This window comes from Lysinibacillus sp. NPDC047702, assembly GCF_050272555.1.
Taxonomy (GTDB): Bacteria; Bacillota; Bacilli; order Bacillales_A; family Planococcaceae; genus Lysinibacillus.
This window is the reverse complement of the sequence record NZ_JBNNMG010000004.1, coordinates 102,588-126,173: the sequence shown is the minus strand read 5'-3', so window position 1 is coordinate 126,173 and position 23,586 is coordinate 102,588. Positions and strand designations below refer to the sequence as shown.

At 35.1% G+C, this 23,586-nt stretch carries 18 protein-coding genes; 13 read left to right on the top strand and 5 right to left on the bottom strand.

Annotated elements, in window-relative coordinates; translation table 11 throughout:
• Window positions 1–36 precede the first annotated feature (36 nt).
• Together ACQKIM_RS03730 and ACQKIM_RS03725 are read right to left on the bottom strand one after the other, a co-directional pair.
• Window positions 37–1,083 carry a Cj0069 family protein gene (locus tag ACQKIM_RS03730; RefSeq protein WP_427539242.1) on the bottom strand — a complete coding sequence of 349 codons (1,047 nt, stop codon included), beginning with the start codon at window positions 1,081–1,083 and terminating at the stop codon, window positions 37–39.
• Between the two features lie 165 nt (window positions 1,084–1,248).
• Window positions 1,249–2,190 (bottom strand): DMT family transporter, encoded by a 942-nt coding sequence (locus tag ACQKIM_RS03725; protein WP_427539239.1) that lies wholly within the window; start codon window positions 2,188–2,190, stop codon window positions 1,249–1,251.
• A 107-nt stretch (window positions 2,191–2,297) separates the two neighbouring features.
• Here ACQKIM_RS03725 and ACQKIM_RS03720 point away from each other — a divergent pair, with 107 nt between their 5' ends.
• From ACQKIM_RS03720 to ACQKIM_RS03700, 5 genes are all read left to right on the top strand, one after another.
• Window positions 2,298–3,182: an AraC family transcriptional regulator gene (locus tag ACQKIM_RS03720; protein WP_427539236.1), complete on the top strand. Its 885-nt coding sequence runs from the start codon at window positions 2,298–2,300 to the stop codon at window positions 3,180–3,182.
• Window positions 3,183–3,337: 155 nt separating this feature from the next.
• Window positions 3,338–3,832: a MarR family winged helix-turn-helix transcriptional regulator gene (locus ACQKIM_RS03715; protein WP_427539233.1), complete on the top strand. Its 495-nt coding sequence runs from the start codon at window positions 3,338–3,340 to the stop codon at window positions 3,830–3,832.
• Window positions 3,829–4,866, top strand: a complete 1,038-nt coding sequence (locus ACQKIM_RS03710) for a beta-carotene 15,15'-monooxygenase (RefSeq protein ID WP_427539230.1) — start codon at window positions 3,829–3,831, stop codon at window positions 4,864–4,866. The genes ACQKIM_RS03715 and ACQKIM_RS03710 overlap by 4 nt, the downstream gene beginning before the upstream one ends.
• Before the next feature lie 231 nt (window positions 4,867–5,097).
• Window positions 5,098–6,792 carry an HD-GYP domain-containing protein gene (locus tag ACQKIM_RS03705; protein ID WP_427539227.1) on the top strand — a complete coding sequence of 565 codons (1,695 nt, stop codon included), beginning with the start codon at window positions 5,098–5,100 and terminating at the stop codon, window positions 6,790–6,792.
• 21 nt (window positions 6,793–6,813) lie between these two features.
• On the top strand, window positions 6,814–11,952 hold the full coding sequence (locus ACQKIM_RS03700; protein ID WP_427539224.1) for an ATP-binding protein: 5,139 nt from the start codon (window positions 6,814–6,816) through the stop codon (window positions 11,950–11,952).
• Between the two features lie 35 nt (window positions 11,953–11,987).
• On the opposite strand, the gene ACQKIM_RS03695 is transcribed toward ACQKIM_RS03700, so the two are convergent.
• Both ACQKIM_RS03695 and ACQKIM_RS03690 read right to left on the bottom strand, forming a co-directional pair.
• Window positions 11,988–12,674: a response regulator transcription factor gene (locus ACQKIM_RS03695; RefSeq protein ID WP_427539221.1), complete on the bottom strand. Its 687-nt coding sequence runs from the start codon at window positions 12,672–12,674 to the stop codon at window positions 11,988–11,990.
• A gap of 437 nt (window positions 12,675–13,111) precedes the next feature.
• Window positions 13,112–13,576, bottom strand: coding sequence for a hypothetical protein (locus ACQKIM_RS03690; RefSeq protein ID WP_427539218.1), 465 nt, complete (start codon window positions 13,574–13,576; stop codon window positions 13,112–13,114).
• A 284-nt stretch (window positions 13,577–13,860) separates the two neighbouring features.
• On the opposite strand from ACQKIM_RS03690, the gene bioD reads away from it, so the two are divergent.
• The 8 genes from bioD (at window position 13,861) to ACQKIM_RS03650 (ending at window position 22,900) form a co-directional block, all read left to right on the top strand.
• Complete coding sequence (gene bioD, locus ACQKIM_RS03685) at window positions 13,861–14,565, top strand: dethiobiotin synthase (RefSeq protein ID WP_427539215.1); 705 nt, start codon at window positions 13,861–13,863, stop codon at window positions 14,563–14,565.
• Window positions 14,546–15,952 (top strand): adenosylmethionine--8-amino-7-oxononanoate transaminase, encoded by a 1,407-nt coding sequence (gene bioA / locus ACQKIM_RS03680; RefSeq protein WP_427539212.1) that lies wholly within the window; start codon window positions 14,546–14,548, stop codon window positions 15,950–15,952. Before bioD ends, bioA begins: the two co-directional genes overlap by 20 nt.
• The gene (locus ACQKIM_RS03675) at window positions 15,916–16,506 is read left to right on the top strand and encodes a biotin transporter BioY (RefSeq protein WP_427539209.1); all 591 of its coding nucleotides are present in this window, start codon (window positions 15,916–15,918) and stop codon (window positions 16,504–16,506) included. Before bioA ends, ACQKIM_RS03675 begins: the two co-directional genes overlap by 37 nt.
• Window positions 16,506–17,501, top strand: coding sequence for a biotin synthase BioB (gene bioB, locus ACQKIM_RS03670; RefSeq protein WP_427539207.1), 996 nt, complete (start codon window positions 16,506–16,508; stop codon window positions 17,499–17,501). Before ACQKIM_RS03675 ends, bioB begins: the two co-directional genes overlap by 1 nt.
• A gap of 605 nt (window positions 17,502–18,106) precedes the next feature.
• On the top strand, window positions 18,107–19,771 hold the full coding sequence (gene nagZ, locus ACQKIM_RS03665) for a beta-N-acetylhexosaminidase (RefSeq protein ID WP_427539205.1): 1,665 nt from the start codon (window positions 18,107–18,109) through the stop codon (window positions 19,769–19,771).
• Window positions 19,772–20,304: 533 nt separating this feature from the next.
• A complete protein-coding gene (locus ACQKIM_RS03660) occupies window positions 20,305–21,045 on the top strand; it encodes a hypothetical protein (protein WP_427539203.1) in 741 nt (246 codons plus the stop codon).
• A 294-nt stretch (window positions 21,046–21,339) separates the two neighbouring features.
• On the top strand, window positions 21,340–22,053 hold the full coding sequence (locus ACQKIM_RS03655; RefSeq protein ID WP_427539201.1) for a hypothetical protein: 714 nt from the start codon (window positions 21,340–21,342) through the stop codon (window positions 22,051–22,053).
• A 724-nt stretch (window positions 22,054–22,777) separates the two neighbouring features.
• Window positions 22,778–22,900: a hypothetical protein gene (locus tag ACQKIM_RS03650; protein WP_427539198.1), complete on the top strand. Its 123-nt coding sequence runs from the start codon at window positions 22,778–22,780 to the stop codon at window positions 22,898–22,900.
• A gap of 56 nt (window positions 22,901–22,956) precedes the next feature.
• Here the strand turns inward: ACQKIM_RS03650 and ACQKIM_RS03645 are convergent, their stop codons facing one another.
• Entirely contained in the window at window positions 22,957–23,547 is a 591-nt protein-coding gene (locus ACQKIM_RS03645; RefSeq protein ID WP_427539195.1) for a LysE family transporter, read from the bottom strand.
• Window positions 23,548–23,586 lie beyond the last annotated feature (39 nt).

Below are 23,586 nucleotides of genomic sequence, written 5' to 3'. Positions count from 1 at the left end.
CAAGGGTCGCACTTTTTATATAGAAATTAATATGGGTTACGCGGAAACCTCTGTACGCTCCTTGATACAAGCGATAATTTCCTCAGCTACTTGGTGTGCTAACGTAAGCTCAGAAGTAAAGCCTACACAAGAGCAATTCATCTCACCTAAAATATAGCAATCTTCTCCTGCTGCATCTGTATCTAACATAAAATCTGCCGTCCATATTAGTGGCAAATCATAGCCACCAAGCAGGTTAGTTACAAGAGGTAACTGTGTTAAGAAGTTTTGTACCAGCTCTTCCCAGTCCTCTGGAGAATCATAGCGGTACTTCGCACCAGAAAATAATGTAGCGCTAAAGGCATCCTCAGAATCAGCAGGTTTTTTATGTACAACGTGTACGGGTTTATCACGTAGCATAAATAAGCGAATCTCTCCCTCTGTAATACGTGGCAGGAAGCGCATATCTATGAGCATACCATTTGCACCTGTAATGTACTGCTCACAAAACGTCATAAATTCACCAAGCTTCCAATATTCCACATGATTATCCTTGGCTTCCGTACATTTAATTTGAGCATCAAGTGGTACTTCCGTGACTCCTTCTGCAAGAGGTTCCACCAATTTTACTCGCCAAATACCTTCTCCTGTTGAACCACGATTTTGCTTTAAAACGCGCTCTGTAATGGCAAGAGAGGTAGGGAATTGGGCTTTAAATGCTTCAATCGTATAATAGGCAAATGTATCATCAGGCACTAAATTGGTAGAGACCAACTTTGATAAGACATCTTTTGAGCCATAACCAATCATTGCATCAGGATGTGGCATACCGATGACACCCGTATTACATAAGTCTCGTAACATCGCAAAATATTCTTCCTCATGCTGTAAATTTCCAGGATTGATACGTGATACATAAGCGATTCCATTTTCTTTAACGTAATTAAAAATTTCTTCTTTTCTTGTCACATCAAAGAAAATAACCTCCGCATCCTGACCACGTTGCTTTAACGCATCCACCATTGGCATTGTATCTTTCCTATAGCCATCAGGCCCCTTATCCGAACCACCGCGTACCTCGAAAAATATAACTTTTTTATCCATTTAAATACCTCCTTAGTATGATGATAGTTTCAGTATAATTGACTGATAGGGATAAAAGATATATAAAATATGTAAATTTTATGTATTAATTTAAATTTTATCCCACATTAACACGCTCCTATCATGCTAAGTGAAGCAATATGCAGCTTGTGTTCCTTGAAATCGCTATAAATCCGCATTAGTTTGTAATGGTTGTTGCTTTTTCGGGAAGACTGTGAGATATAGGATCATACAAAGAATCAGCATTGTTCCAAGCAGTTGAAAACCTCCAAAGTCAATTTTGAGCCATAATACACTCGTAATAACAGCTGTTAAAGGTTCTAAACTTCCCAGTAGGCTTGTTTCTTTTGGCGTTAAATAATGCAGGCTAGCAATATAAAACCAAAAGGCCAGCATCGTTCCAAAAATAACTATAAACAAAAAATACACAATGGTTGTCAATGCCCAATCAGATATGTTAATTTGCCATGGCTGGTGAAAAAGGCTCATCACGATCCCGCCAATAACCATCGACCACCCTACCACTAACAATGAATGAAACTGCTGTAAAAGCGGTACAGCATATAACGTATAAAAAGCTGCAGAAAGACCAGATAAAATACCCCAAAACACTGCCATGCTTGGAACAGAGAGAGTTGAAAAGGAGCCATTTGTAAGTAATAAGAAAGTACCGACCAGCGTCAATGTGACAGCGATACCATCCTGTCTTGTTAATTGACTATGCTTCGTTACTAAATAATAGCCCATAATAAAAAGAGGTGCTAGGTATTGAAGTAATGTCGCGACAGCTGAGTTACCGATTGAAATCGACATCATATACGTATATTGAACCGCAAGCATGCCAAGTAAACTAAATAATATTTGTCTAAAGGCATTGTGCTTCGTACGAAACATAACAAAAATTGAATTTTTCCAATGTGTTATTTTATAGATACCGATTAATAATAGACCTGCTATAAGAAGGCGACTTGAAACGAGCCATCCTACCTCGATATTTTCCTGCTGAAAAAGCTTTTGTGCAACAGTTCCGCCGATACCCCAAAAGCTTGCCCCCAGAATGACGAGAATATAACCAAAAGTACGTTTGTTAAGTTTTGTTTGATTCACTTTGACATCTCCTAAACTATCAATATAAAGTAATTATAAGGATTTATAAATGTAATAAATATCGATTTAATGGTTAAAAGTATCAAAATATTGAGGTGAACAGAAAAATGGCCTTAACACATATAAAAATTGCAAAGGATTTACAAGAACTAACCTCACATGGAACGAAGGCATTTCCAGTTGCTTTGTATGAGACGACTATGCGACTAGAAAGCTTGGATTTTTTGCCATTGCATTGGCATAAAGAAATTCAATTCGTTTATGTGAAAGAGGGGAGTGTAGAATATCGAGTAGGGGCAGACGTTTTTATACTTGAGGAGGGAGATGGACTATTTATCAATGCTTTAGGGCTGCACGAGGCGAAGCCATATGAAATAGATCTGGCAAGGATTTACTGTGTGAATGTGGACCCAATATTGCTTGGAGGGCATGAGGGGAGTATATTTGCTGAGAAATATATAAAGCCATATATTACAAGTAATCGCTTCCCTTATGTAAGACTTTCAGGGGAGTTAGCGCAAAAGGTAAAAAAGATAGCAACCATATTACAAAAGCAAGATGATTTTTATGAGTTAAAAGTTTGGAGAGAGCTTGTAACTATTTGGGAAGCAATGCTAACCCAATCCATGCTGACAGTGGAAATGCTAGAACCTGCGAAAATTGTCCAGCATGAACGAGTGAAGGAAATGCTAGATTATTTACATGTGAATTATGCAGAGAAAATAGTATTGGATCAATTAGCTGCACATGTTTATTTAAGCAGGGCAGAGTGCAGTCGTTTGTTTAAAAAAATGGTGGGTATGTCACCATTTGGCTATTTATTACAGTATCGTCTTCGTAAAAGTTTGCAGTTATTACGAGATAGTGAGCAATCCATCACTACTATTGCAGCAACAACCGGTTTTAGTACAGTTAGTTATTATATTGAGAGATTTAAGGATTATACAGGGTTTTCTCCATATGTCTATCGCAAAAGATTTTGTAAAAAATAAGAGTTATACATTAATATGAAAAATTTTTGACAAAATATTAGAGTAAAAACATCCATTTTCGCTGGTGCTATTGACAATTATAACCACGAATAATAAGGTAATATTAATAGTGAAGATGACTTTACTATTAATATTACTTTAAGGATTGAATGAAAATGATAAAAGATGAAGAGCATCTGTATCGCCTTGTTCAGGAGATAGATGAAGCGGTCTATTCAATGGATAGTCATTTTATTAAGATACATCAAGAATTATTGACCGATGATCTAACGCCTAAGCAAATGATTTTAATTGATTTTGTTAATAAAAATAGCCCTGTGACAATTGGACAAATTGCTAGCTATATGAATATCACTTCTAGTGCAGTGGGGCAATTGGTTAGTAAATTGGAAGAGCAGCACTATGTTTTTCGAAGCATTAATCCTGAAAATCGCCGAGAAATCATTGTACAATTGGATACAACAGGTGTGGAGTATGTTGAAAGGGAAGAAGAAATCAAACGGTTTATTATTTCTAAATATTATTCAAAGCTTGAACTGAATGAAATAGTGCAGCTAAAGGAGATTATTCAGAAGTTAAGTAAAATTGTGTTAGAGGAAGGATTAATTGATGAATTTCAGGTAACTAAAAAAAGGAGTGATAAAGTATGATTGCTTTAAAGAAAAAGCAAAATGTATGGTTAGCTTTTTTATTAGTTGTTCTTGCCAGTAATTACACACTTTATAATACGGGATTAGGTTTATCCATTTTACCAGCAGAAACAAAAGGGGTAGTCATCGGCTCATTAATTGATTTCGTCGTTGTTATGCCAATTTTATTTATGCTCTATAAAGGTAAGTATTCTGTAAAACAAGCAGTTCTTTTAGCCGCTGCTGGTTGTATCGTAGCACGTTTTATGATTCCAATTGATCACCTTCAGCCATTTGTAGCCATTACTTGGGCTGGGTTTGCGATTGAAGGTTCGATTATTCTATTAGAAATTTTGCTCGTCGTAACACTTGTCCGCTATATGCCTAAAATTCTAGCGGATGTAAGATTGAGTAATCTACCAGATTTGTTCTCCTTTTCAAAAGCAGTTGAGAAATATGCACCAAAGCATCCGATTATCCAAATGCTGTGCACAGACTTTTTGATGCTTTACTATGCTTTCGCAAGCTGGAAGAGAAAAGAGCCCTCAGGTTTAACCTTGCATAAGAGCTCTAGTTATATCGCCTTTCAAATTATGCTTATTCATGGAATTGTTATTGAAACAATTGGCATCCATTGGTGGCTGCACGAGAAGTCGATAGTACTCTCTATTCTTTTGCTTATTTTAAATATCTACTCTGTTATATTTTTTCTGGCGGATATGCAGGCTGTTCGTTTAAATCCTGTGCACGTTACATCTGATAAGTTATATTTATCATTAGGTCTAATGAAACGTGCAGAAATTTGCTTTGATAATATAGAAGAACTTATTGAAGATAAACAAGAGTTAGAAGGGAAATTATCGAAAGATACTATTGATTTTGTGGCCCGTGATTTCGGAGAGGCGTATCCTCAGTTTATCCTAAAGCTGAAGGAGCCAATAGAGGTTACGTTTTTGCTAGGTATTAAAAAGAAATATCACAAAATAGCTATTAAAGTAGATCAAAAACAAGAATTTAAAACAATTCTTGTACAAGGAATGGGTGTAAATTCATAGTTCTACAAAAATTAATTTTTGTTTCTAGGCTGAACGATAATAAATCGTTCAGCCTTTTCTAAATATCTTTATACATAATGAATGCTTTTATGACGTTCAATTGATATACATCGTATTTTACCTTATATGGATATATTCTCATGTCTTTTAGAAAATTTACATACTATTTAACCAGATTTTAACCTTCATCTTTTATAGTGATTTATGTATAAAAGTAGAGGAGTGTTATTTTTGAAGTTAGTTAAAACAAACATTGTTGATTTACAGGAAGGTTTGGTTCTTGGGCAAGATTTACATGTCGAAAATCGTCTGTTGATGAAAAGGGGAAGTGTATTAACAGCGAGAATAATAACATTATTGAAAAATCGCCATGTTCACGATGTTTATATTCAGACACCCATTGTAGAAACAGATCAACCAGCTGAACAGGATGGATTGTTAGGGGAAGCTCACGATAAACAGCGTGAGAGCACATTTGTAAGTAAACCAGATAATTCTCTTTTTCTTCAGGCATTAGGAGAATTGAGCACGGAGATTCGGTATGGTCATGTATTAAAAAATATGAACGATATACTGTTTATACGTAATTTATTTCAACGCTATATGGAAAATAGCCATAATCGAAAACTGCTTACAGCGTTAAAAAATTATGACACATACACATATATGCATGCTATTGATGTATTTACATTATGTACTCTATTTGCCAAAAAAGAAGGCATACAAAATGTAGAACATTATGCCCTTGGATTTTTATTTCACGATATTGGGAAGCTGAAAATACCACTTGCTATTTTAAAAAAAGAGGGGAGACTTTCACCAAGTGAGTTTGAAGTCATGCAGAAGCATACACAGTTTGGTTATGAACTATTGTGCGATATAGGGCTTGAATCCATTGCTTATCTTGCTAAGTCACATCATGAGCGAATCGATGGCTCGGGATATCCAGAGGGGTTAGAGAAATCTGATATACCTAGGGAAGTATTAATATTACAGCTAATCGATATATACTCAGCTATTACCTTAAATCGACCATATAAATGCGAGGTTGGAGCCGCAGAAGCAATGGCAATTATCTATAAAGAAAAGCATCTTCTTGATGAAAAGCTTCTCGCCAGATTTGTCGATTTTATTGGCATTTATCCAGAAAATTCAATTGTATTACTATCAGATGGTACTCATGCTCTAGTAGACAATGTCAATAATATGTATCCACTACTTCCTATTGTAAGAAGATTAGATACTAATACAGTCTTTAGGCTACCATTTGATTTCCAGCTTAAAGTAGTCAAGTTAATTTCCTATTATGTTGAAACGCCAGAAAAGTTATTTCAGAAATTCTCAGAGTATTTAATGAATGGTGAAATTAATCAGATGGAAAAGTACTATCATCAGTTGATGGATCAGTATACGTTATATGAGTGCTTTACAAAAATTTATATCCCAATCTACCAAATTTTTGATGTGATTGAACATCAACTAGTGATGGAGGATATGCGCTTAAAAGATATGCGTGAAACTCTAAAGGAACTGCTGAATAATATGCTGCTTCAATTACGAAGTGAAACAAGAAAAAATGATGCTATACTTTTTATAGTTGATCAAGATTTACGAACAAATATTTTTATTTTGTTATTAGAAGGATTATTTTACGCAAAAGAAATTTATCCATTTCTACTAGATATCTCAACTAGTAAGGAGGAGCTGTTGAACATCGCAGATTATTGTGAGGCATCTGCAATTTGTGTATTTAGTAATGAATGTCTTGACCTTCATGGGACTACTAGGAAATTAGTGCAGTATCATATCACCCCAAAGAGGCTAGAGAGCTTTGTCTTCAGCTTTGCTGGGGAGTCACACAAAGATATAAATTTAAAAGATAAATTACAAAAATATAAAGCGGTTACAAAATTAATCGCTACATAAATGAATAAGGGAGGCATACTGGTGAATGATTGCATACTTTTACAAACAAAAAAAGATTGGAATTTGCAAAGAATGTATATCGATACATTCAAAAATTTAGTACTAGTAAAAAGTATTCATCATAATTCAGCTGAAAAGAGAGCTAGGCTGCAATATGAATTTTCATTGTTTGCGAATGAACAAAATCCATGGTTGTTAAAGCCAATAGCCATAGATTATATTGACAATCAATACGCAATCATTTATGAAAACTTTAATGGAGTACCCTTACATGAGTTTAAAAATAATCATATTTCTTTGCATCAATTTTTACAAATTGCGCTTGAGCTTGTGAATGCCAGTATTAAAATGCAGCAAAGTGATTTACTCTATTTAGATTTGAATCCTAGCCAAATTTTAATTAATCCAAATTCATTAAAAGTAAAATTACTGAGTTCTGAATTCAGTTTAAAATATGGTGCAGAATCTCCCGCCATTATTGAAAATCCCTATGAACGACTTGAACAGCTGCCATACTATGCACCAGAACAAACCGGAAGAGTTAATCTAGAAATTGACCATCGTTCTGATCTATATGCGCTCGGTATTATTTTTTACGAAATACTCAGTGGTCAATTACCTTTCCAAAAAAATGATTCTGTTGATCTTATCTATGAAATTCTGACAAAGGTGCCGTATTCATTGGTAAATCTTCAGCCTTATTCCCATCCTATTATTTGGAGTATAGTAGAAAAATTATTAGCAAAAAATCCAGAATTACGCTATCAAAGTGCTGTTGGATTAAGAGAGGATTTATTACAAATTCAACACAAACTGTTAACAGATGAACCATTTCATGACTTCCAGTTAGGTGAATATGACATTCATTTAAATGCGGTGCTTTCTACAAAGTTTTATGGTAGAAAGCAACAAATCACAGAACTTGCCTCTATGTTTCATCAAGTGGCAAATGGTGATAAAAAAATAGTAATGATTTCTGGCAAGGCTGGGTCTGGAAAATCTAAGCTTGTTTATACATTAAAGGGAGACATTGCTGCTGCTAAAGGGTATTTTGTAGAAATGAAGTATGAGCAATTACAACTAGAAAATGACTTTACACCTGTTGTACAACCTTTAAGAAATTTATTAAAGCTCGTTTATGTAGAAGGCGAAAAATCTGTACAGGCATTACGCAAACTATTTCATGATGTAAAGTTAATGGTGACAGATCGACTCGTTTATTTACTACCGGAGCTTCGATGGTTTTTTAAAGAAGAAGCAGGTTTTCAGACAGATGTACGTGAAAATGCCATGCAGCTGCATACGTATATATTTAGTTCTTTGCAAAAAATTTTATTGGCCTTTGCTATGCAAAAGAAACCGATCGTATGGTTAATGGATGATTTACAATGGGCAAATGTTAGTACAATCGAGATGATGACCCAGCTGTATGAGCAACATCGAGCAGGTTATTTAATGTGGATAGCTACATTACGATCGAATGAGGAGGGAGATTTAAAGAAGAATTACAAGTTTCTGAATAATTTTCCATCAAATCAGCATATTGAGATAGATTTTCTTGAGGAAGAAGATGTACGGTTATGGCTTGAGGAATCATTACATGCTAAGCCAAATACGATTAAACTGATTTCTACACAATTATTTCGTTTAACAAAAGGGAATCCGTTATTTGTGAAAGAAGCTTTTCGCTCCTTACAGCAAAACAATACCATCTTTTTCAATACAGAAACAAAAGAGTGGCAATTTAGTATTCATAAATACAATCAGTCCTTTTTTAATAACGAATTACTGGCTTTTATCGAAAATAGAATGGCGACACTAGATAAAGACGCCCAAGGGGTTTTGAGAATTGTCTCTTGTTTTGGTCAAAGCTTTGAGTTTAGTTCCCTATTAAAGCTAGTTTCCATTTCAGCCCGAGATTTACTGAAGCTTTTGGGTGTACTTGTAGAGCATGGCTTTATTGTGCCAATGGATGCCCATTTTAAATGGGCTAGTAAGTTTGAACATGAAGGTATTTTACATACATTTCATATGAAGTTTCAATTTGTACATGATCGTATTCAGCAGGTAGCTTATCAAGATTTATCTGAAAAAGAACGGACTAAGCTTCATTATCAAATTGGGAAATTACTAACGAAAAATATCCCGAATGTAGTAGATAGCTATCATTTAAGTGAAGTGGTGAAACATTTTAACTATGGTCAGCAATTATTGAATGCTGACGAAAAACAAAATTTAGCAATATGGAATTATAAGCTTGGTATTGAGGCGAAAAGAATTGGACTATTTGACAGTGCCATATACTTTTTAACTACGAGTATAGAGCTGCTTCCAGATAATCATTGGAAGTCTTTTCGTGAAATATCTGTAAAAATATATGCTAACTTAGGAGAGTGCGCATATTTAGTTGGACGTTATGATGTATCAGAAATTCATTTATCGGAAGCATTACAGCATTCAAAAACAGTTTTAGAAAAGCTATTAATTTATAATTTAAAAACCTTGCTATATATCGAATCAGATAATCCCTCAGTAGGGGTTGAGGCTGGCATAGAAGGTCTGCAAATTACGAATATGAATATTGCAGAACATCCCTCAAAAATTCAGCTTTTTAAGGAATACCTATTATTAAGAAAAGCTTTGCACAATAAGACTGATGTAGATCTTTTAAAGCTTCCACCAATTCAAGATAAAGAAATGGATACGTTAATCCATTTGATTATCAATATGACGGCAAGTACATTTTTGCTCAATCCTAATTTAACAGGTATTTTATTAATGAGGGGGCTGCGATTACAGCTTAAATACGGGAACGGAACAAAAAGTGGTGTTGTCTATATTAACTATGCCATGCTTTTAAATGCTGGCTTTAATAATATTCAAGAATCTGCACGCTTTGGAAAGATGGCCATCGCCTTTGCTGAGAATCAAAATAATATTTACATCAAGGGCCGTATTTATTTTGTCTATGGCATATTTATTAATCATTGGACAAATCCATATGAATCCAGTCTTCAATATATTCAAAAAGCTCAACAAAATAGTCAGGAGATTGGCTTGCATCATTTGGTCTCTGCCGCCTCTTGTTTTATCGTAGCTATCCAATTCATTAATGGAACGCCTATTCAGGATTTACAGCAGGAAATTCAGCGCCAACAGCAGGAATTTTCCATTCATGCAAGTGCATTATCAATAGACTTTTTAGCTGAAATGGGGTTATGGATGAATGTGCTTCAAAACTCTGACTATCCTATTGACTGGTCATATCCTTTTGCTATATTAGATCAGCCCGTTATTAAAATGATGCATTATTCTGTTCGATTGCAAATGTCATTTTTATTGGGGGATGAACAGCAAGGAAAAGAATTTATGGAAATATTGAAGATGATAGAGAAAGAAATGTATACTTTGCCGATCACGCCTATTTATTATTTTTATCGTGCTCTATGGCAGTTTCATTTTATTCATCAAAAGCTATATTCCTCGAAAACAGAATTAAGAGCGTATAGGGTGGAGATTAGTAAAAGTATTCGTGAGTTTAAAAAATGGGCTCAATATTCACCTGAAAACTATGAACATCTCTATTGTTTATTAGTAGCGGAAAATTACCGAATGAAAAAACAGGGTGAGAATGCCATACTTTATTACGATCGGGCAATCCAGCTTGCACAAATGAATAATTTTCTTCAAGATGCAGCCATTGCTTATGAGCGAGCTGCTAGCTACTATCATTCTATCCATAATAAAAAAACGGCGAGACATTATATTTTATGTGGTATACAGCTAATACAGGAGTGGGGAGCCAATAGGGTCGCTAGGTATTGGGAAAAGGCATATCATGCCAATCACATACCGAAAGGCCAAAGTAGTGGAACTGTATCATTTGATATGATGACTGTTTTCGAGACGACTCAGTCCTTAGCAACAGAAATCCGGATGGAGGATTTGCTTCGTAAAATATTATTTTCCTTATTAAAACATGCTGGTGCAGATGTCGGGTATTTTATCTATAGACATCATGAGCAATTACAAGTGTTAGCACAAGCTGAGGCCAATGAAACCAAATTTACGATGTTTCATGATCAAAAGATTGAAGAATTCAGTGAAACCATGCAATCCATAGTCTATTTTGTTTTACAAAACGGAGAACAACTGATTATTCAAAATACACAAGCACAGAGTGTTTACCTCAGTGCTTTCTCAGCGGCTAAGTCTATCTTATGTGTCCCGATTCATCTTAAAGACGAGATAATAGCCATTTTATATTTGGAAAACACATTAATTACTAATGCCTTTCATCCAACCCATGTGAATTTGTTAAAAATGATCTCTGGACAAATTGCCGTATCGATTGAAAATGCAAAAATATATGGTGAATTAGAAAAACGTGTTCTTTCACGGACAAAGGAATTAGATGAGACAAATAGTCATTTGAAAAAGGTCAATGAGCGATTAGAGAAGAATGAATTAGAACGGAAAAAATTACTGCATAGTATTTCACACGAACTACGCTCACCTATCACTTCAACGTTAGGCTATATCGAATTAATATTAGACGGAGTTATTAAAGAGGAATCAGAACAAGAGAAATATTTAATTCGAAGTAAGGAAAGGCTGCTATCGTTAAATTTATTAATTCAAGATTTATTTGATTTAGCTAATCTAGAAGCAGGAAGAGCAGAATACACCTTTACAGAAGTAAGGGCTATTAATTTATTTCAACAATTTCGATTTCGCTTTGAACAGGAGATAAAGCAATTAGGCTTAGACTATTATGCCGATTTTTATGGTCATCAGGAGGCACGGTTGCTAATGGATCGTGCTCGAATAAATCAGGTGATGGAAAATTTAATGACAAATGCCATGAAATATACTTCAAGTGGCAGTATTCAATTTTTAATGTATGTGGAGGACACACATTTAATCTGTTCAATTTCAGATAGCGGTATAGGTATCCCACAGAGCGATATTCCCTTTATATTTGATAGTTATTATCGAGCATCCAATGTTGATAAAGTAGATTCACACGGAATTGGTCTAGCTATTTGTAAGCAAATTGTGGAACAACATAACGGGGAAATATATGTGGAAAGTATAGAGGATGAAGGGTCGATATTTAGCTTTACATTGCCATTGGTAACAGAAAAGATTACTGTTTAAAAATAAAGTGTTGAGCTTTTACGTTGCTCAGCACTTTATTTTTTATAAACAAATTGGTAGCCGAAGCCCCGAACAGTTTGAATCCACTTCGGCTTAGCTGGAACGTCCTCGATTTTTCGTCGGAGTGTACTAATATGGACAGATACCGTTTTTGAATCAGTCACACCATCCTGTCCCCAAACGTTATCTATCAGTTGGTCTACACTAATTACCTTATTAGCATGTTCGATCAGAAAAAATAATAATAGCTTTTCTTTCGTAAAAAGATTCAAACGTTTACCGTTTTTATAAACATTTTTTTCATCAAAATGAATGACTAAGTTATCAATATGTAATATAGGATTTCTTATGGACGTTGTCTTTCTTTTTAAGTTTGCTTGTATACGAGCAAGCAATTCTTTTGGAATAAACGGCTTTGTTATATAATCATCTGCGCCTACTTCAAAGCCTTCCAGTTTATGGTCAATTAAGTGATTGACAGTCACAAAAATAATAATGGCGTCCGACACTTCACGAATTCTTCTCGCTAATTCAAAGCCATTGCCATCAGGTAAATTGACATCCAATAAAATTAAATCAGGTTTTTGCTTTACTGCTGCTTCCCAGCCTTCGTAAATGGTTGATGCCTTAAAAACTAAATAATTTGCATTAGCAATAGTAAGAGATAGAACCTCCATTATGTCAATATCATCTTCTACGATTAAGATTTTCTCATTTACCACACCTATGAATCTCCTTTCTCTATCTTCTAATATATCAATTTTTGATAGAAAGGGAAAGAAAACTTCTAGGACAATCGTTATTTTTGACTAGGAAAAATCGCATATGAAATACTTATAATGGTATCAATAGTTAATACGATGCCCTAAATTTTCATTGTTTGAAGTAGGGAATATGTATCAGAAAGAGGTACGGTATAAAGAGCCATTATAGACAAAAGTCTAGTTCCAATGATAAAAGCTATAATATGTCGAATAAGCATTTTTATCTCATGTTTACCTTTTGCAGCTCCTGTAAGCCGTACTTTCTTGTCTCCGATATTTAAAAACCAACACTAAAATTGCTCATCTGCCAAAATAATCATAGTTTTGCCATAGGCGATAGAAACAAACTAAGAATAGATTCAGTTGATGGTGGAAGCATGCAACTGCCCACCTCTTTAATCAAGATGGGCAATTGCAAGAAGTATATCTTCACTGACAGCTTCCCAAAATTGCTGCTGTACAGTACTACAATACATATATAGCTCTTTATTTTGGAGATGATTAAAAAGTTCAGCAATCACTTCTTTTTGGAATTGAAGTCGGTGATTTAATATCTCCCGCTCTTCTTCTAGACAAAAAGATTTATAGATATCTGTTAAACGTTCCAGCTTTGCCAGTTTTTGTTTCGTTACATCATATTGAGTTTGGTGAAAGCGTCCCACAGCTGTAGTCATGGATCTCTTTGCACGATGCTCAGCATTTAACGTTCGATATTCTTCCAAACGTAACGCCACACGATACCAAAATTCGTACCGGCTAGGTAAGTCTCTTAGTTCATAGGTAAGCAAGGACTTTAAAATAAAAGCTACTTGTTCATATGTATCTATCAATTTTTCTGATTCTTTAAAAAGACCAAACATACAGCCACCCCCGTTTAGTTTAATACAACATACAAGCAATGAAATCCTCTAAATTTTTAATAGTATTCGTAAATAATTAAACTGTGTTAATAAAATTTGGCAATAATACGGGGAGCGTTAGATTTTTACCGTATAAAGGTAAAATTTTAGTGTTTCTTTGTTCCTATTTTCTGCATAAAAATAAAGTGTTTTGGAAGAAATATTGAAATAGCATTTACAAAATAAAATCATATGTGTTAACTTAAATTATATTAAAGGTTAACTTAAAAAGGGGGAGGTTAACGATGCAACATTTTTGGGTTGTTGGTACAGATACCGATGTTGGTAAAACGGTGGTCACCACACTGCTGATGCGTCAATTACAGCGGCAGAATCTGCGCGTCATGCCTTATAAGCCAGTACAAACTGGTGAAGTGCATGAAAATGATCATAGCTATTACTACGATACAGCAATATATGAAAAGTATTCATTACAGGTGCTGAAGCAAGAAAAGTTGAATGGTTATTCGTTTAAAGAGGCTGCTTCACCACATTTTGCTGCTCAACTGGAGGCGCGGAAAATTAATGTGCATTATTTATTACAGCAAATACAGTTGTTACAGCAATCAAATGACGTGGTAATTTGTGAGGGAGCTGGCGGACTTTTTGTGCCTTTAGATTTAAAAAGTGAAATAACGCTTCTTGATGTCATTGTTCAAAGTAAGCTTCCAATTGTTCTTGTTACTCGAACAACACTTGGAACAATTAACCACACATTACTAACAATTGAGGCTTTACATACTCGTAATATTGACATTCTTGGCATTGTATTTAATGGAGATTCAGGGAGTTTGATTGAACAAGATAATATGAAAACCATATTACAGTTTCATGATTTGCCATATGCAAGTATTCCGCAATTTCAAGAGATTTCGCAGCTTATTGATTATTCCATTTCACACACTTCATTGTTTGAAAGGTTGGTCAATTATGAAACAAGTGTTAACTGATTTGCAGGCAAGAGATTTACGGCATGTTTGGCATCCTTGTTCACAAATGAAGGATTATGAGCAATTTCCACCTATCGTCATAAAAAAAGGACTAGGTGTATGGCTCTATGATGAAAATAATCAACGCTATTTAGACGCTGTCTCTTCCTGGTGGGTTAATTTATTTGGACATGCCAATCCTCGGATAAGTCAGGTATTGAGTGATCAAGCGTTTACATTAGAGCATACAATCTTTGCAAATTTTACACATGAACCAGCGATTAAAGTAGCTGAAAAATTAGCAGCTTTAACGCCAGACGGTCTGAATAAAGTATTTTTTGCAGACAATGGTTCGTCCGCAATAGAAGTCGCATTAAAGATGAGTTTTCAATATCATATGCAAACAGGAAAAACGACAAAAAAACGCTATTTAGCTTTAACAGATGCCTACCATGGTGAGACACTTGGCGCTTTATCTGTTGGTGGAGTAGGGCTTTATAACGAAGTATACCAACCACTGTTATTAGATACCATACGTGCACAGGGGCCAGATTGCTTTAGATGTCCTTTTCAAGACAAGTCAGAAAGCTGTCATGCTCAATGTATTCAATTTGTTGAAGAAGAGCTTAACACGCATCATGAAGAAATTACAGCTGTGATTATTGAGCCGCTAATTCAAGCAGCAGCTGGTATGAAAATGTATCCACCGATTTATTTAAAGCGACTGCGAGAGCTTTGTACAGCATACGATGTTCACCTAATTGCAGACGAAATTGCTGTTGGATTTGGACGAACAGGAACAATATTTGCCTGTGAGCAAGCGGGGATTGCTCCAGATTTTATGTGCTTATCAAAAGGTTTAACAGGTGGCTATTTACCGCTGTCGGTTGTATTAACCACTGATGATATTTTTAATGCCTTTTACGATGATTACGGAACAATGAAAGCATTTTTACATTCTCACAGCTATTCTGGAAATCCACTTGCTTGTCGAGTAGCACTTGAGGTATTGACAATGTTTGAAGAGGAGCAGGTGATCGATATGATACGAAACAAGGGAGAACGAATGCGTGCATTAGCACTGGAGGCATTTGAGCGATTACCCAATGTTGGAGAGTATCGACAGATAGGATTAGTAGGTGCGATTGAGCTAGTCGCTAATCATCGAACAAAGGAGCCATTCCCAAGTGAGGAGCGTATTGGCTATCAAATTTATCAACGTGCTTTAGCAAAGGGCCTACTGATTCGCCCACTTGGCAATATATTATATTTTATGCCGCCTTACATTATTTCTGATGATGAAATGCGCTTTATGATTCATACAGCAAAAGAAACGATTGTACAATTTTTTGAGAAGTGGGAGGGAAAAAATTGTTTAAACGACAATCAACACTGTCACTGGTCATGATTGCAATGTTTGCAGCTTTAACGGCAATTGGTGCATTTATTAAAATACCATTACCTGTAGTGCCCTTTACCCTACAAATTGTCTTTGTTTTTTTAGCTGGAAGCTTACTTGGTAGTCGTAATGGATTTCAAAGTCAGCTCGTTTACATAGGGATTGGTTTAGTTGGATTACCTGTTTTTACACAGGGTGGAGGTATTACCTATGTATTGCAGCCGACATTTGGCTATCTCATAGGCTTTGCACTAGCAGCATTCGTAATAGGTTTCTTTATTGAAAGAGTAGATTCGCCAACGAAAAAACATTTTATTGGTGCAAATATTGTGGGGCTTATTATTATATATGCGGTTGCAGTGCCTTATTTATATTTATCATTGAATTTCTGGCTCCACATGAAAACGAGCTGGTCTCATATATTTGTAGTCGGCTTTTTAAATAGTATTGTTGCCGATTTTTGCTTAGCCGTTGCTTCTGCACTGTTAGCCGAACGCTTATATAAGGTATTTCAGTCAGTTAGAGCAGTGAAAATTATGCAAGTAGAAAGGGAGAATGTTTAGTGGATTGGTTACAGTTAGCAGAGGGCGTTATTGCAGGAAAGGTGATTAGTAATGACGAGGCTCTTGCCATTTTAAATAGTGATGATGATGAGCTTTTAAAAATAATGGATGGTGCATTCGCCATTCGTAAGCATTATTATGGAAAAAAAGTAAAATTAAATATGATTATGAATGCGAAAAGTGGTTATTGTCCTGAGGATTGTGGCTATTGTTCACAGTCATCTAAATCATCTGCTCCGATTGAAAAATATCCATTCATTACGAAGGAGGAAATTTTAGAGGGTGCCAAACGAGCATTTGACAATAAAATTGGTACCTATTGCATCGTGGCCAGCGGACGCGGACCAACGCGGAAGGATGTAAATGTTGTTAGTGAAGCGGTCACTGAAATTAAAGAGAAGTATGGTTTAAAAGTATGTGCCTGTCTTGGCTTATTAAAAGAAGATCAGGCACAGCAATTAAAAGAGGCGGGGGTAGATCGCTACAATCATAACTTAAATACTTCAGAGCGCCATCACTCATTCATTACAACATCACATACCTATGAGGATCGTGTGAATACAGTAGAGATTGCAAAAAAGCATGGGATTTCACCGTGCTCAGGAGCAATAATTGGGATGAGGGAAACAAAAGAGGATGTTGTCAACATTGCGCGTGCGCTACATCAATTAGATGCTGATTCGATCCCAGTCAATTTTTTAAATGCTATAGACGGCACGAAGCTGGAAGGGACAAAGGAATTAAATCCACGGTATTGTTTAAAGGTTTTAGCATTGTTCCGTTATATTAATCCAACAAAGGAAATCCGTATTTCTGGTGGTCGTGAAGTCAATCTTGGGTCGCTTCAGCCACTTGGGATGTATGCGGCAAACAGCATTTTTGTCGGAGATTATTTAACGACAGCAGGTCAAGAGGCAAATAGCGATTATCGTATACTTGAGGATTTAGGCTTTGAAATTGAATTAACAGAAAAACAGGAAGAAGTATTCTGCTAAGTACATGCTTATGAAATAAATATCTACTACTACAATTTAATGGGCATGTACGTCGTGGACGGTGCTAAAAACTATGGCTCAAGGGTTCCATTCAAAAAGAATTTCTGATTGCCTTACAATAATAGTTTTTAGCACCTTTTCTACCAAAGCTCTTTTTCTATAAGCCAATTAGACGGTGAATTTTTTCGTCAATCTTTTTTATGCTACATTAAAATTTTGTACGTCTTTTTTACACTAATAGTTTTTGTTAGGTTTTTTTCGAGCAACTCATCTACTTGTCATAATATGTCCTAACATAATAATTGCCTTTTACTCAATAACTATATGTCTTGTAATTTTCTCCACTCCATCCACAAGTAATTAAACTGCTAAATAAGATTTCTTTTCTCTTTCTTGCACTTTTATTTGTCGTATAGTACCATATCTCCTAGATTGATAACCTTCCATTTTTAAAACTTCTTGCCTTTTGGTAATTGAATGATACTGTTCGTACAATTCAAAGATTTGACGCACTTTTTCGGCTTCATATTCATCAATAACAAGTATCTGATTACCATCTTCATTTCCTAAGATTGAGAGGAATGTTCAATAAGGAGGTTTTTATCATGCATAAAAAAAGACTTGGATTACTCCTAATTTTAGTGGTGATTATCACGGGTCTACTCTTTTTTTACGGTATGAAAATCAGGTCAGGAACACCCGTAGCCCCTGTTCATGATGATACAATTGAAAAGGAAGATCCTGAGCTGTTTATACAGGACATTATAAATTTAGCTCAAGATGGAAAAGTGACAGATGTGCCATTTACTGCAGGAAAGACAGATAAAAAAATGGTTCATCAACAATGGGGGCGTCCACAGCAAGTGTCTGAGGTAGCTAATGGAGAATATGAAGATTATGTAGACCATGCTGTGACACTGGGCTTTAAGGATTCACTGGCTTTCGATATCCGTTCTTTTAAAGCGAATTTGAAAAATATTCATTTAACTGATATTAAAAAAATCATGGGGGAACCTGATGAAGCCCGCTATTTTCAGGATGAAACGACAAATCAAATCATTCTTGTCTATCAAGTTAATTCCACATATCAGCTAAAGTGGGTTTTGCCAAAACCAACTGACAACGATTCAAATCCTGTTGTTCATCATATTTCGGTATATACGGAGGTGGAACAACAAGTGACAGAAATGATTGAGCAAATGACTTTGGATGAAAAAATTGGCCAAATGATGTTTGCAGGCGTCTCAGGAACGACGCTACAGCAAGAAACGAAGGATTTAATCCATAATTTTAAGGTTGGTGGACTAATTCTTTATGCTAATAATCTTGAAACACCTCAGCAAACGACAACACTCATCAACGATTTGGTGGCTGAAAATAAGAATAATCGACTTTCACTTTTTATAGGTACTGATCAAGAGGGTGGAAATGTAGTCAGATTGCCAGGACCTTTAAAAAGTTTCCCAACAAACAAAAGAATTGGGGACATCAACCAATCAAAGTTTTCATTTGAAGTGGGCAGATTACTGGGAGAAGAATTAAAGGCATTTGGCTTCAACCTTGACTTTGCACCTGTTTTGGATGTGAACAGCAATCCTAATAATCCTATTATTGGGGATCGCTCGTTTTCCAATAATCCCGACATAGTCAGTAAATTAGGGATTCAGACAATGAAAGGGCTAGAGTCAAAACAGGTTATTCCTGTCATCAAGCATTTTCCTGGGCATGGTGATACATCAGTGGATTCACATTTAGAGCTACCAAAAGTGACGAAAAGTCTAGACGAATTAAATAAGCTGGAAATCATTCCATTTAAAACAGCAATTGAAAACGGTGCGGATGTGGTCATGGTCGCCCATATTTTATTGCCAAGGATAGATCCACAGTATCCTTCATCCATGTCGAAGGCAATCATTACGGGTATTTTAAGAAATCAGCTAGCATTTGACGGTGTTGTCATGACAGACGATATGACGATGAAGGCCATCACGAATCATTTTGCGATCGGGCAAGCCACTGTTGATTCTGTGAAGGCAGGCAGTGATATCATTTTGATTGCTCATGATTTCAGCAATGTACAATCAGCAATAGAGGCATTGAAGTCCGCTGTACAACATGGTGAAATAACAGAGGACAGAATTAATGACAGTGTCCGCAGAATCATCCAGCTAAAACGCAAATTTAAGCTTGAAAATAACAAAGTGACGGCGGTCGATATTCACAGGCTTAATGCGGATATCGAAAATGTATTGAAAACCTATATGAAGTGATAATGTTTAAGATAAAGCTGCATTTTGGATTACAAAATGTTAGCTTTTTTATATTTTGGGCAAACATAAGATCAAGTGTCACGGGGATAATTGTTAGTTTGTTCGTTTGCATAAGAAAACAGCATTTAGTTGAGTCTATCTCCTAGGTACACATTTAACTTTAAACTGTTTTTTTATTACAACAAATTATACTTGATAAAAAACTATTGATTGTTCAAAAAAATAGTACGAACGTTCTGTTTAAGAGGGTAGGAGAAGCCTAGGTTCAACATAAGTTTGAAACTAGGCCATTGACAAAGCTCATAGAGAGCTGCTATTGCCATTTTACAATTTGTTAGAAGAATGTGGTAGCCTTTCACAATCAAATTATAAAAGCCCTGGTAATTTTAAAAAATTTGCTAGAAAAGTGTAGGAGTTATTTTATTATTATACTTTTATTGGTAAAATGTTTGATTACTAGTATATAATGTCAAGATATTATATTGTCTAAAATAATACTATGTAGGGTGAGGAAAATTAAAAAGTTTATTATTATGTTACTAGCAGCATTTGTATTTACTGTAGTAAATACAACAAATTCAGAAGCAAAAGTGATGTATGATGGAGCTGAAGTTGTAAAAGGGCAAACAGGAAAAATGACCTTTAAAAAAGACATCAAGGTATACAAGAAAAATTCAGATGGTACGTTTGATTCGTTAGTGGTAAAGCGAAATAACTTTTTTAAAACGTATGATATTGAAAAATATGATGGCAAAATATTTTACCAGATGGGGCAATATCGCGTGCAAGCAACGGATTTGATAGTTTTCAAAGAAGTACCAATAGAAATTCGTACATCTTTCTATAACAATCCAACATATATTATTATTAATCGTGATGGTAATTATGGTATGGGAAGTTACGGATTTTACCTCCGTAGCGGTGAATGGGATATTTCTTTCTCGGATACAAAAAATGGACAACTAATTACTTTTGGCGATAGCGGTGATGGTAGTTTCCAACTGAATTATACGTATCCTGGTACAGATCTTAAAATCGCTGAGACAATTTCGAGAGAAAGAGGTGTACGATATGAACTAACAGGAGATGCTGAGGGGAAAGGTGTTCCATTAAAAGAATCTAAAACTGAAAGAATTATGAAAAAGGGAAGTATTGTTTATTCATGGTATGATGAAATTAATGGTTATATATATGTAGTCGATAAATTAGAAGGAAGACAAGATAATGCTGATTGGCTTCCGATGAATTTATTAAAGCCAGTTGGAGATAAGTGATAGACTTTGAATTAAATTAGCCCTCTTATTTATTTGATAAGTGGGCTATTTTTTATGGATGGTTGATATTCGGAAAGGATTTTTGTCGAATAAATTTTTAATGAGTATTATTAAGCTACCATGAAAGAACTTAATATCTTTCATTTTCTGTGGTGAAGTACTGATTTGTTGCACTTCATGAGTGGCTAAAGGAATAAATTTATGTAAGAAGGTATAAGTGAAAAATACAGAATATTCACTCTAATCATGTAACTTATATTTATGATAGGAGTCTAATAACTAGGAGGTGTTATGTTGAAATCTTTCGAAAATATAATATTTATTTCTGTATTTGCTTTGTTGTTATCTTCTTGTAGTAACTTCAGTTCTCTTAAAGGGTGTCCTGATGCAGAAATAGAATGGGTGGATATGCTGATGATTGATGATATAAAATATGAGCATCATTTTCCAGAGCCAGCGAATGAAAATTTTCCTATATCGATTGATAAAGGTAAAGAACTTGGTAAAGTGACATATAAGATGGCTGACAGTGCATGTAGTAATCACAAGATGCAAAATGGTGATGCGGCATATTTAAGAGAAGGAACAATCATTTATGAAATAAAAGGATATCCAACTTCCTTGATTGTTGCTGCAAATGATGCTGTATATGTTGCCAACACAAATAAAAAGGCAAAAACGGTAGGAGAGCTTTATTTAATGGATAAGTTGGTGAAAAATATCTATATTGAAAGCACTGAAGATGGAAAAAGAATACACACTTTCTCACAGTCTTCAAAGGATCAGTTCCTAGCCACATTTTATGAATTAAAATTAGAAGATGTACAGTCATTAATTGATGTAGGTAAGCTAGAAGGTACACGTATATTTTTAGAAATTGAACTTAATAATGGCGTTTCATTTAGGCAACTTTATTGGAGCGATTCTAATACATTCCATATTGGAGCAATTGGAAACGATAAGATAAAGGAAGTTATTAACTATGAAGAATCAAATCTAAAAAAATAATGACAATAATACATTAAAAATTGCTACAAACATGAGTTTAAGAACTGCTAATTATTCATTGAGCCATCCAAAACTTTAGTTGAATAATACATAGAAGACCACTCTGTGATGAGTGTAATTTATTCTGTTTTCATATCTTGTCATAGAAAAGGCGTCCAGATGGTTTTTCTATTTGAGACGAAATGGCAGTAGGAACTGTTGAATAGAGGAAGAAACGTAAGAGATTTCTACACATTGAAGTTACACTTTATGCCTAAAAAACGTGGCTTTTCACAAAATGTTCAATGAAAGCGTTTTGAAATTGAACAGTTTGTGAAGGGCTTCACATAAGGCTTTATTTTTACAAAAATCAGCGTAAAATAAGAATCAGGTAAGGCAATGTTATATTACAGTTTATCTACATTCAGTAGGAGACTCCCACCTCTACAGGTGGTGAGATGTATGCGGTTTTGGTTCCTTTTCAATGAGTGTCCAAACACTTACTGAAATAGCGGAACTCAGTCTAAGAACGCCACGTCCTGTGGCAACGACTGAGTGACCAACATCATGTTGCTGCCGCTGCGTTAGCACTACGCTTTCGCACAAAAAACATCTGTTGGCCCAAAGCCTCCAGCGGCAATTCAAAATCCGGACGCAATTACGCCAAGGCGAAATTGATAAGAAGCATCACATAGTTCGGTGATTGTTATAGTACAAAAAAACAAGTTTGAAGGGAGAATTTTCTATGTGGGTAATTACAGTATTTGATAAAAAGGATGTTCGAATTTTTGAATACACAAACAAAAATGAGGCAACGCAGGCAATGGCTAAATTCAAAAAAAATGCCGTATTAACATATACAAAATAAATTTAAGGTGGCAACCCTTTTCGACGCTATAGCGTACGAGAAGGGTTGTTTTTTGTTTACGATTGAATAAGAATAGAAATCGCACTGTATACCAATAAAAGAGCCATAATGATATTAAAAGGTTGGCGGTATTGATGAAGAATTTTTTGAAAAGCTGAACCAAACAAAGCCCAGCTACTTGTACTTAGAATGCCGACGATTCCCAACAACACAGCAAAAAGAAAATAGCTAAAATAAGAAGAGTAATAAGGGAGGATATAGGTTGCTACTACAGTAATACCAAACAATATCCCTTTAGGATTTATAAATTGTAATAAAACTCCTGTTAAAAATAAATTGCTGTTGTTGTCTCCTTCTTTGTTATGATCAATGGCTTTGCTTGTTACTATTTTAAAGGCTAAATACAACATATAGCCAACCCCAAATAGGGTCAAGGGTAACTTTATAATGGGCATAATATTAGTCAGGGCAATATTAAAAAAGCTACATAAGCCAATCAGCATAAAAAAGCCTGCCCCGACACCTAGAGAAAAGGGAATCGTTTTTGTAAAACCTTGTTTATTGGCAAATAGCATGGCCATAAAGTTATTAGGACCAGGGGTAAAACTTGTAATGACAACGAAAGTTAAAAAAGAAAATAATGGCACTGTAGTTCCTCCTTTTGATGGTATGTTATAATGTTCGAA

What these genes read in the sequence shown, in the direction of transcription:
- ACQKIM_RS03650 (WP_427539198.1), top strand. Translation starts at nt 22,778, where the DNA reads ATGTGGGTAATTACAGTATTTGATAAAAAGGATGTTCGAATTTTTGAA.
- bioD (WP_427539215.1), top strand. Translation starts at nt 13,861, where the DNA reads ATGCAACATTTTTGGGTTGTTGGTACAGATACCGATGTTGGTAAAACG.
- ACQKIM_RS03715 (WP_427539233.1), top strand. Translation starts at nt 3,338, where the DNA reads ATGATAAAAGATGAAGAGCATCTGTATCGCCTTGTTCAGGAGATAGAT.
- nagZ (WP_427539205.1), top strand. Translation starts at nt 18,107, where the DNA reads ATGCATAAAAAAAGACTTGGATTACTCCTAATTTTAGTGGTGATTATC.
- ACQKIM_RS03660 (WP_427539203.1), top strand. Translation starts at nt 20,305, where the DNA reads ATGTTACTAGCAGCATTTGTATTTACTGTAGTAAATACAACAAATTCA.
- bioA (WP_427539212.1), top strand. Translation starts at nt 14,546, where the DNA reads ATGAAACAAGTGTTAACTGATTTGCAGGCAAGAGATTTACGGCATGTT.
- ACQKIM_RS03710 (WP_427539230.1), top strand. Translation starts at nt 3,829, where the DNA reads ATGATTGCTTTAAAGAAAAAGCAAAATGTATGGTTAGCTTTTTTATTA.
- ACQKIM_RS03720 (WP_427539236.1), top strand. Translation starts at nt 2,298, where the DNA reads ATGGCCTTAACACATATAAAAATTGCAAAGGATTTACAAGAACTAACC.
- ACQKIM_RS03730 (WP_427539242.1), bottom strand. Translation starts at nt 1,083, where the DNA reads ATGGATAAAAAAGTTATATTTTTCGAGGTACGCGGTGGTTCGGATAAG.
- ACQKIM_RS03690 (WP_427539218.1), bottom strand. Translation starts at nt 13,576, where the DNA reads ATGTTTGGTCTTTTTAAAGAATCAGAAAAATTGATAGATACATATGAA.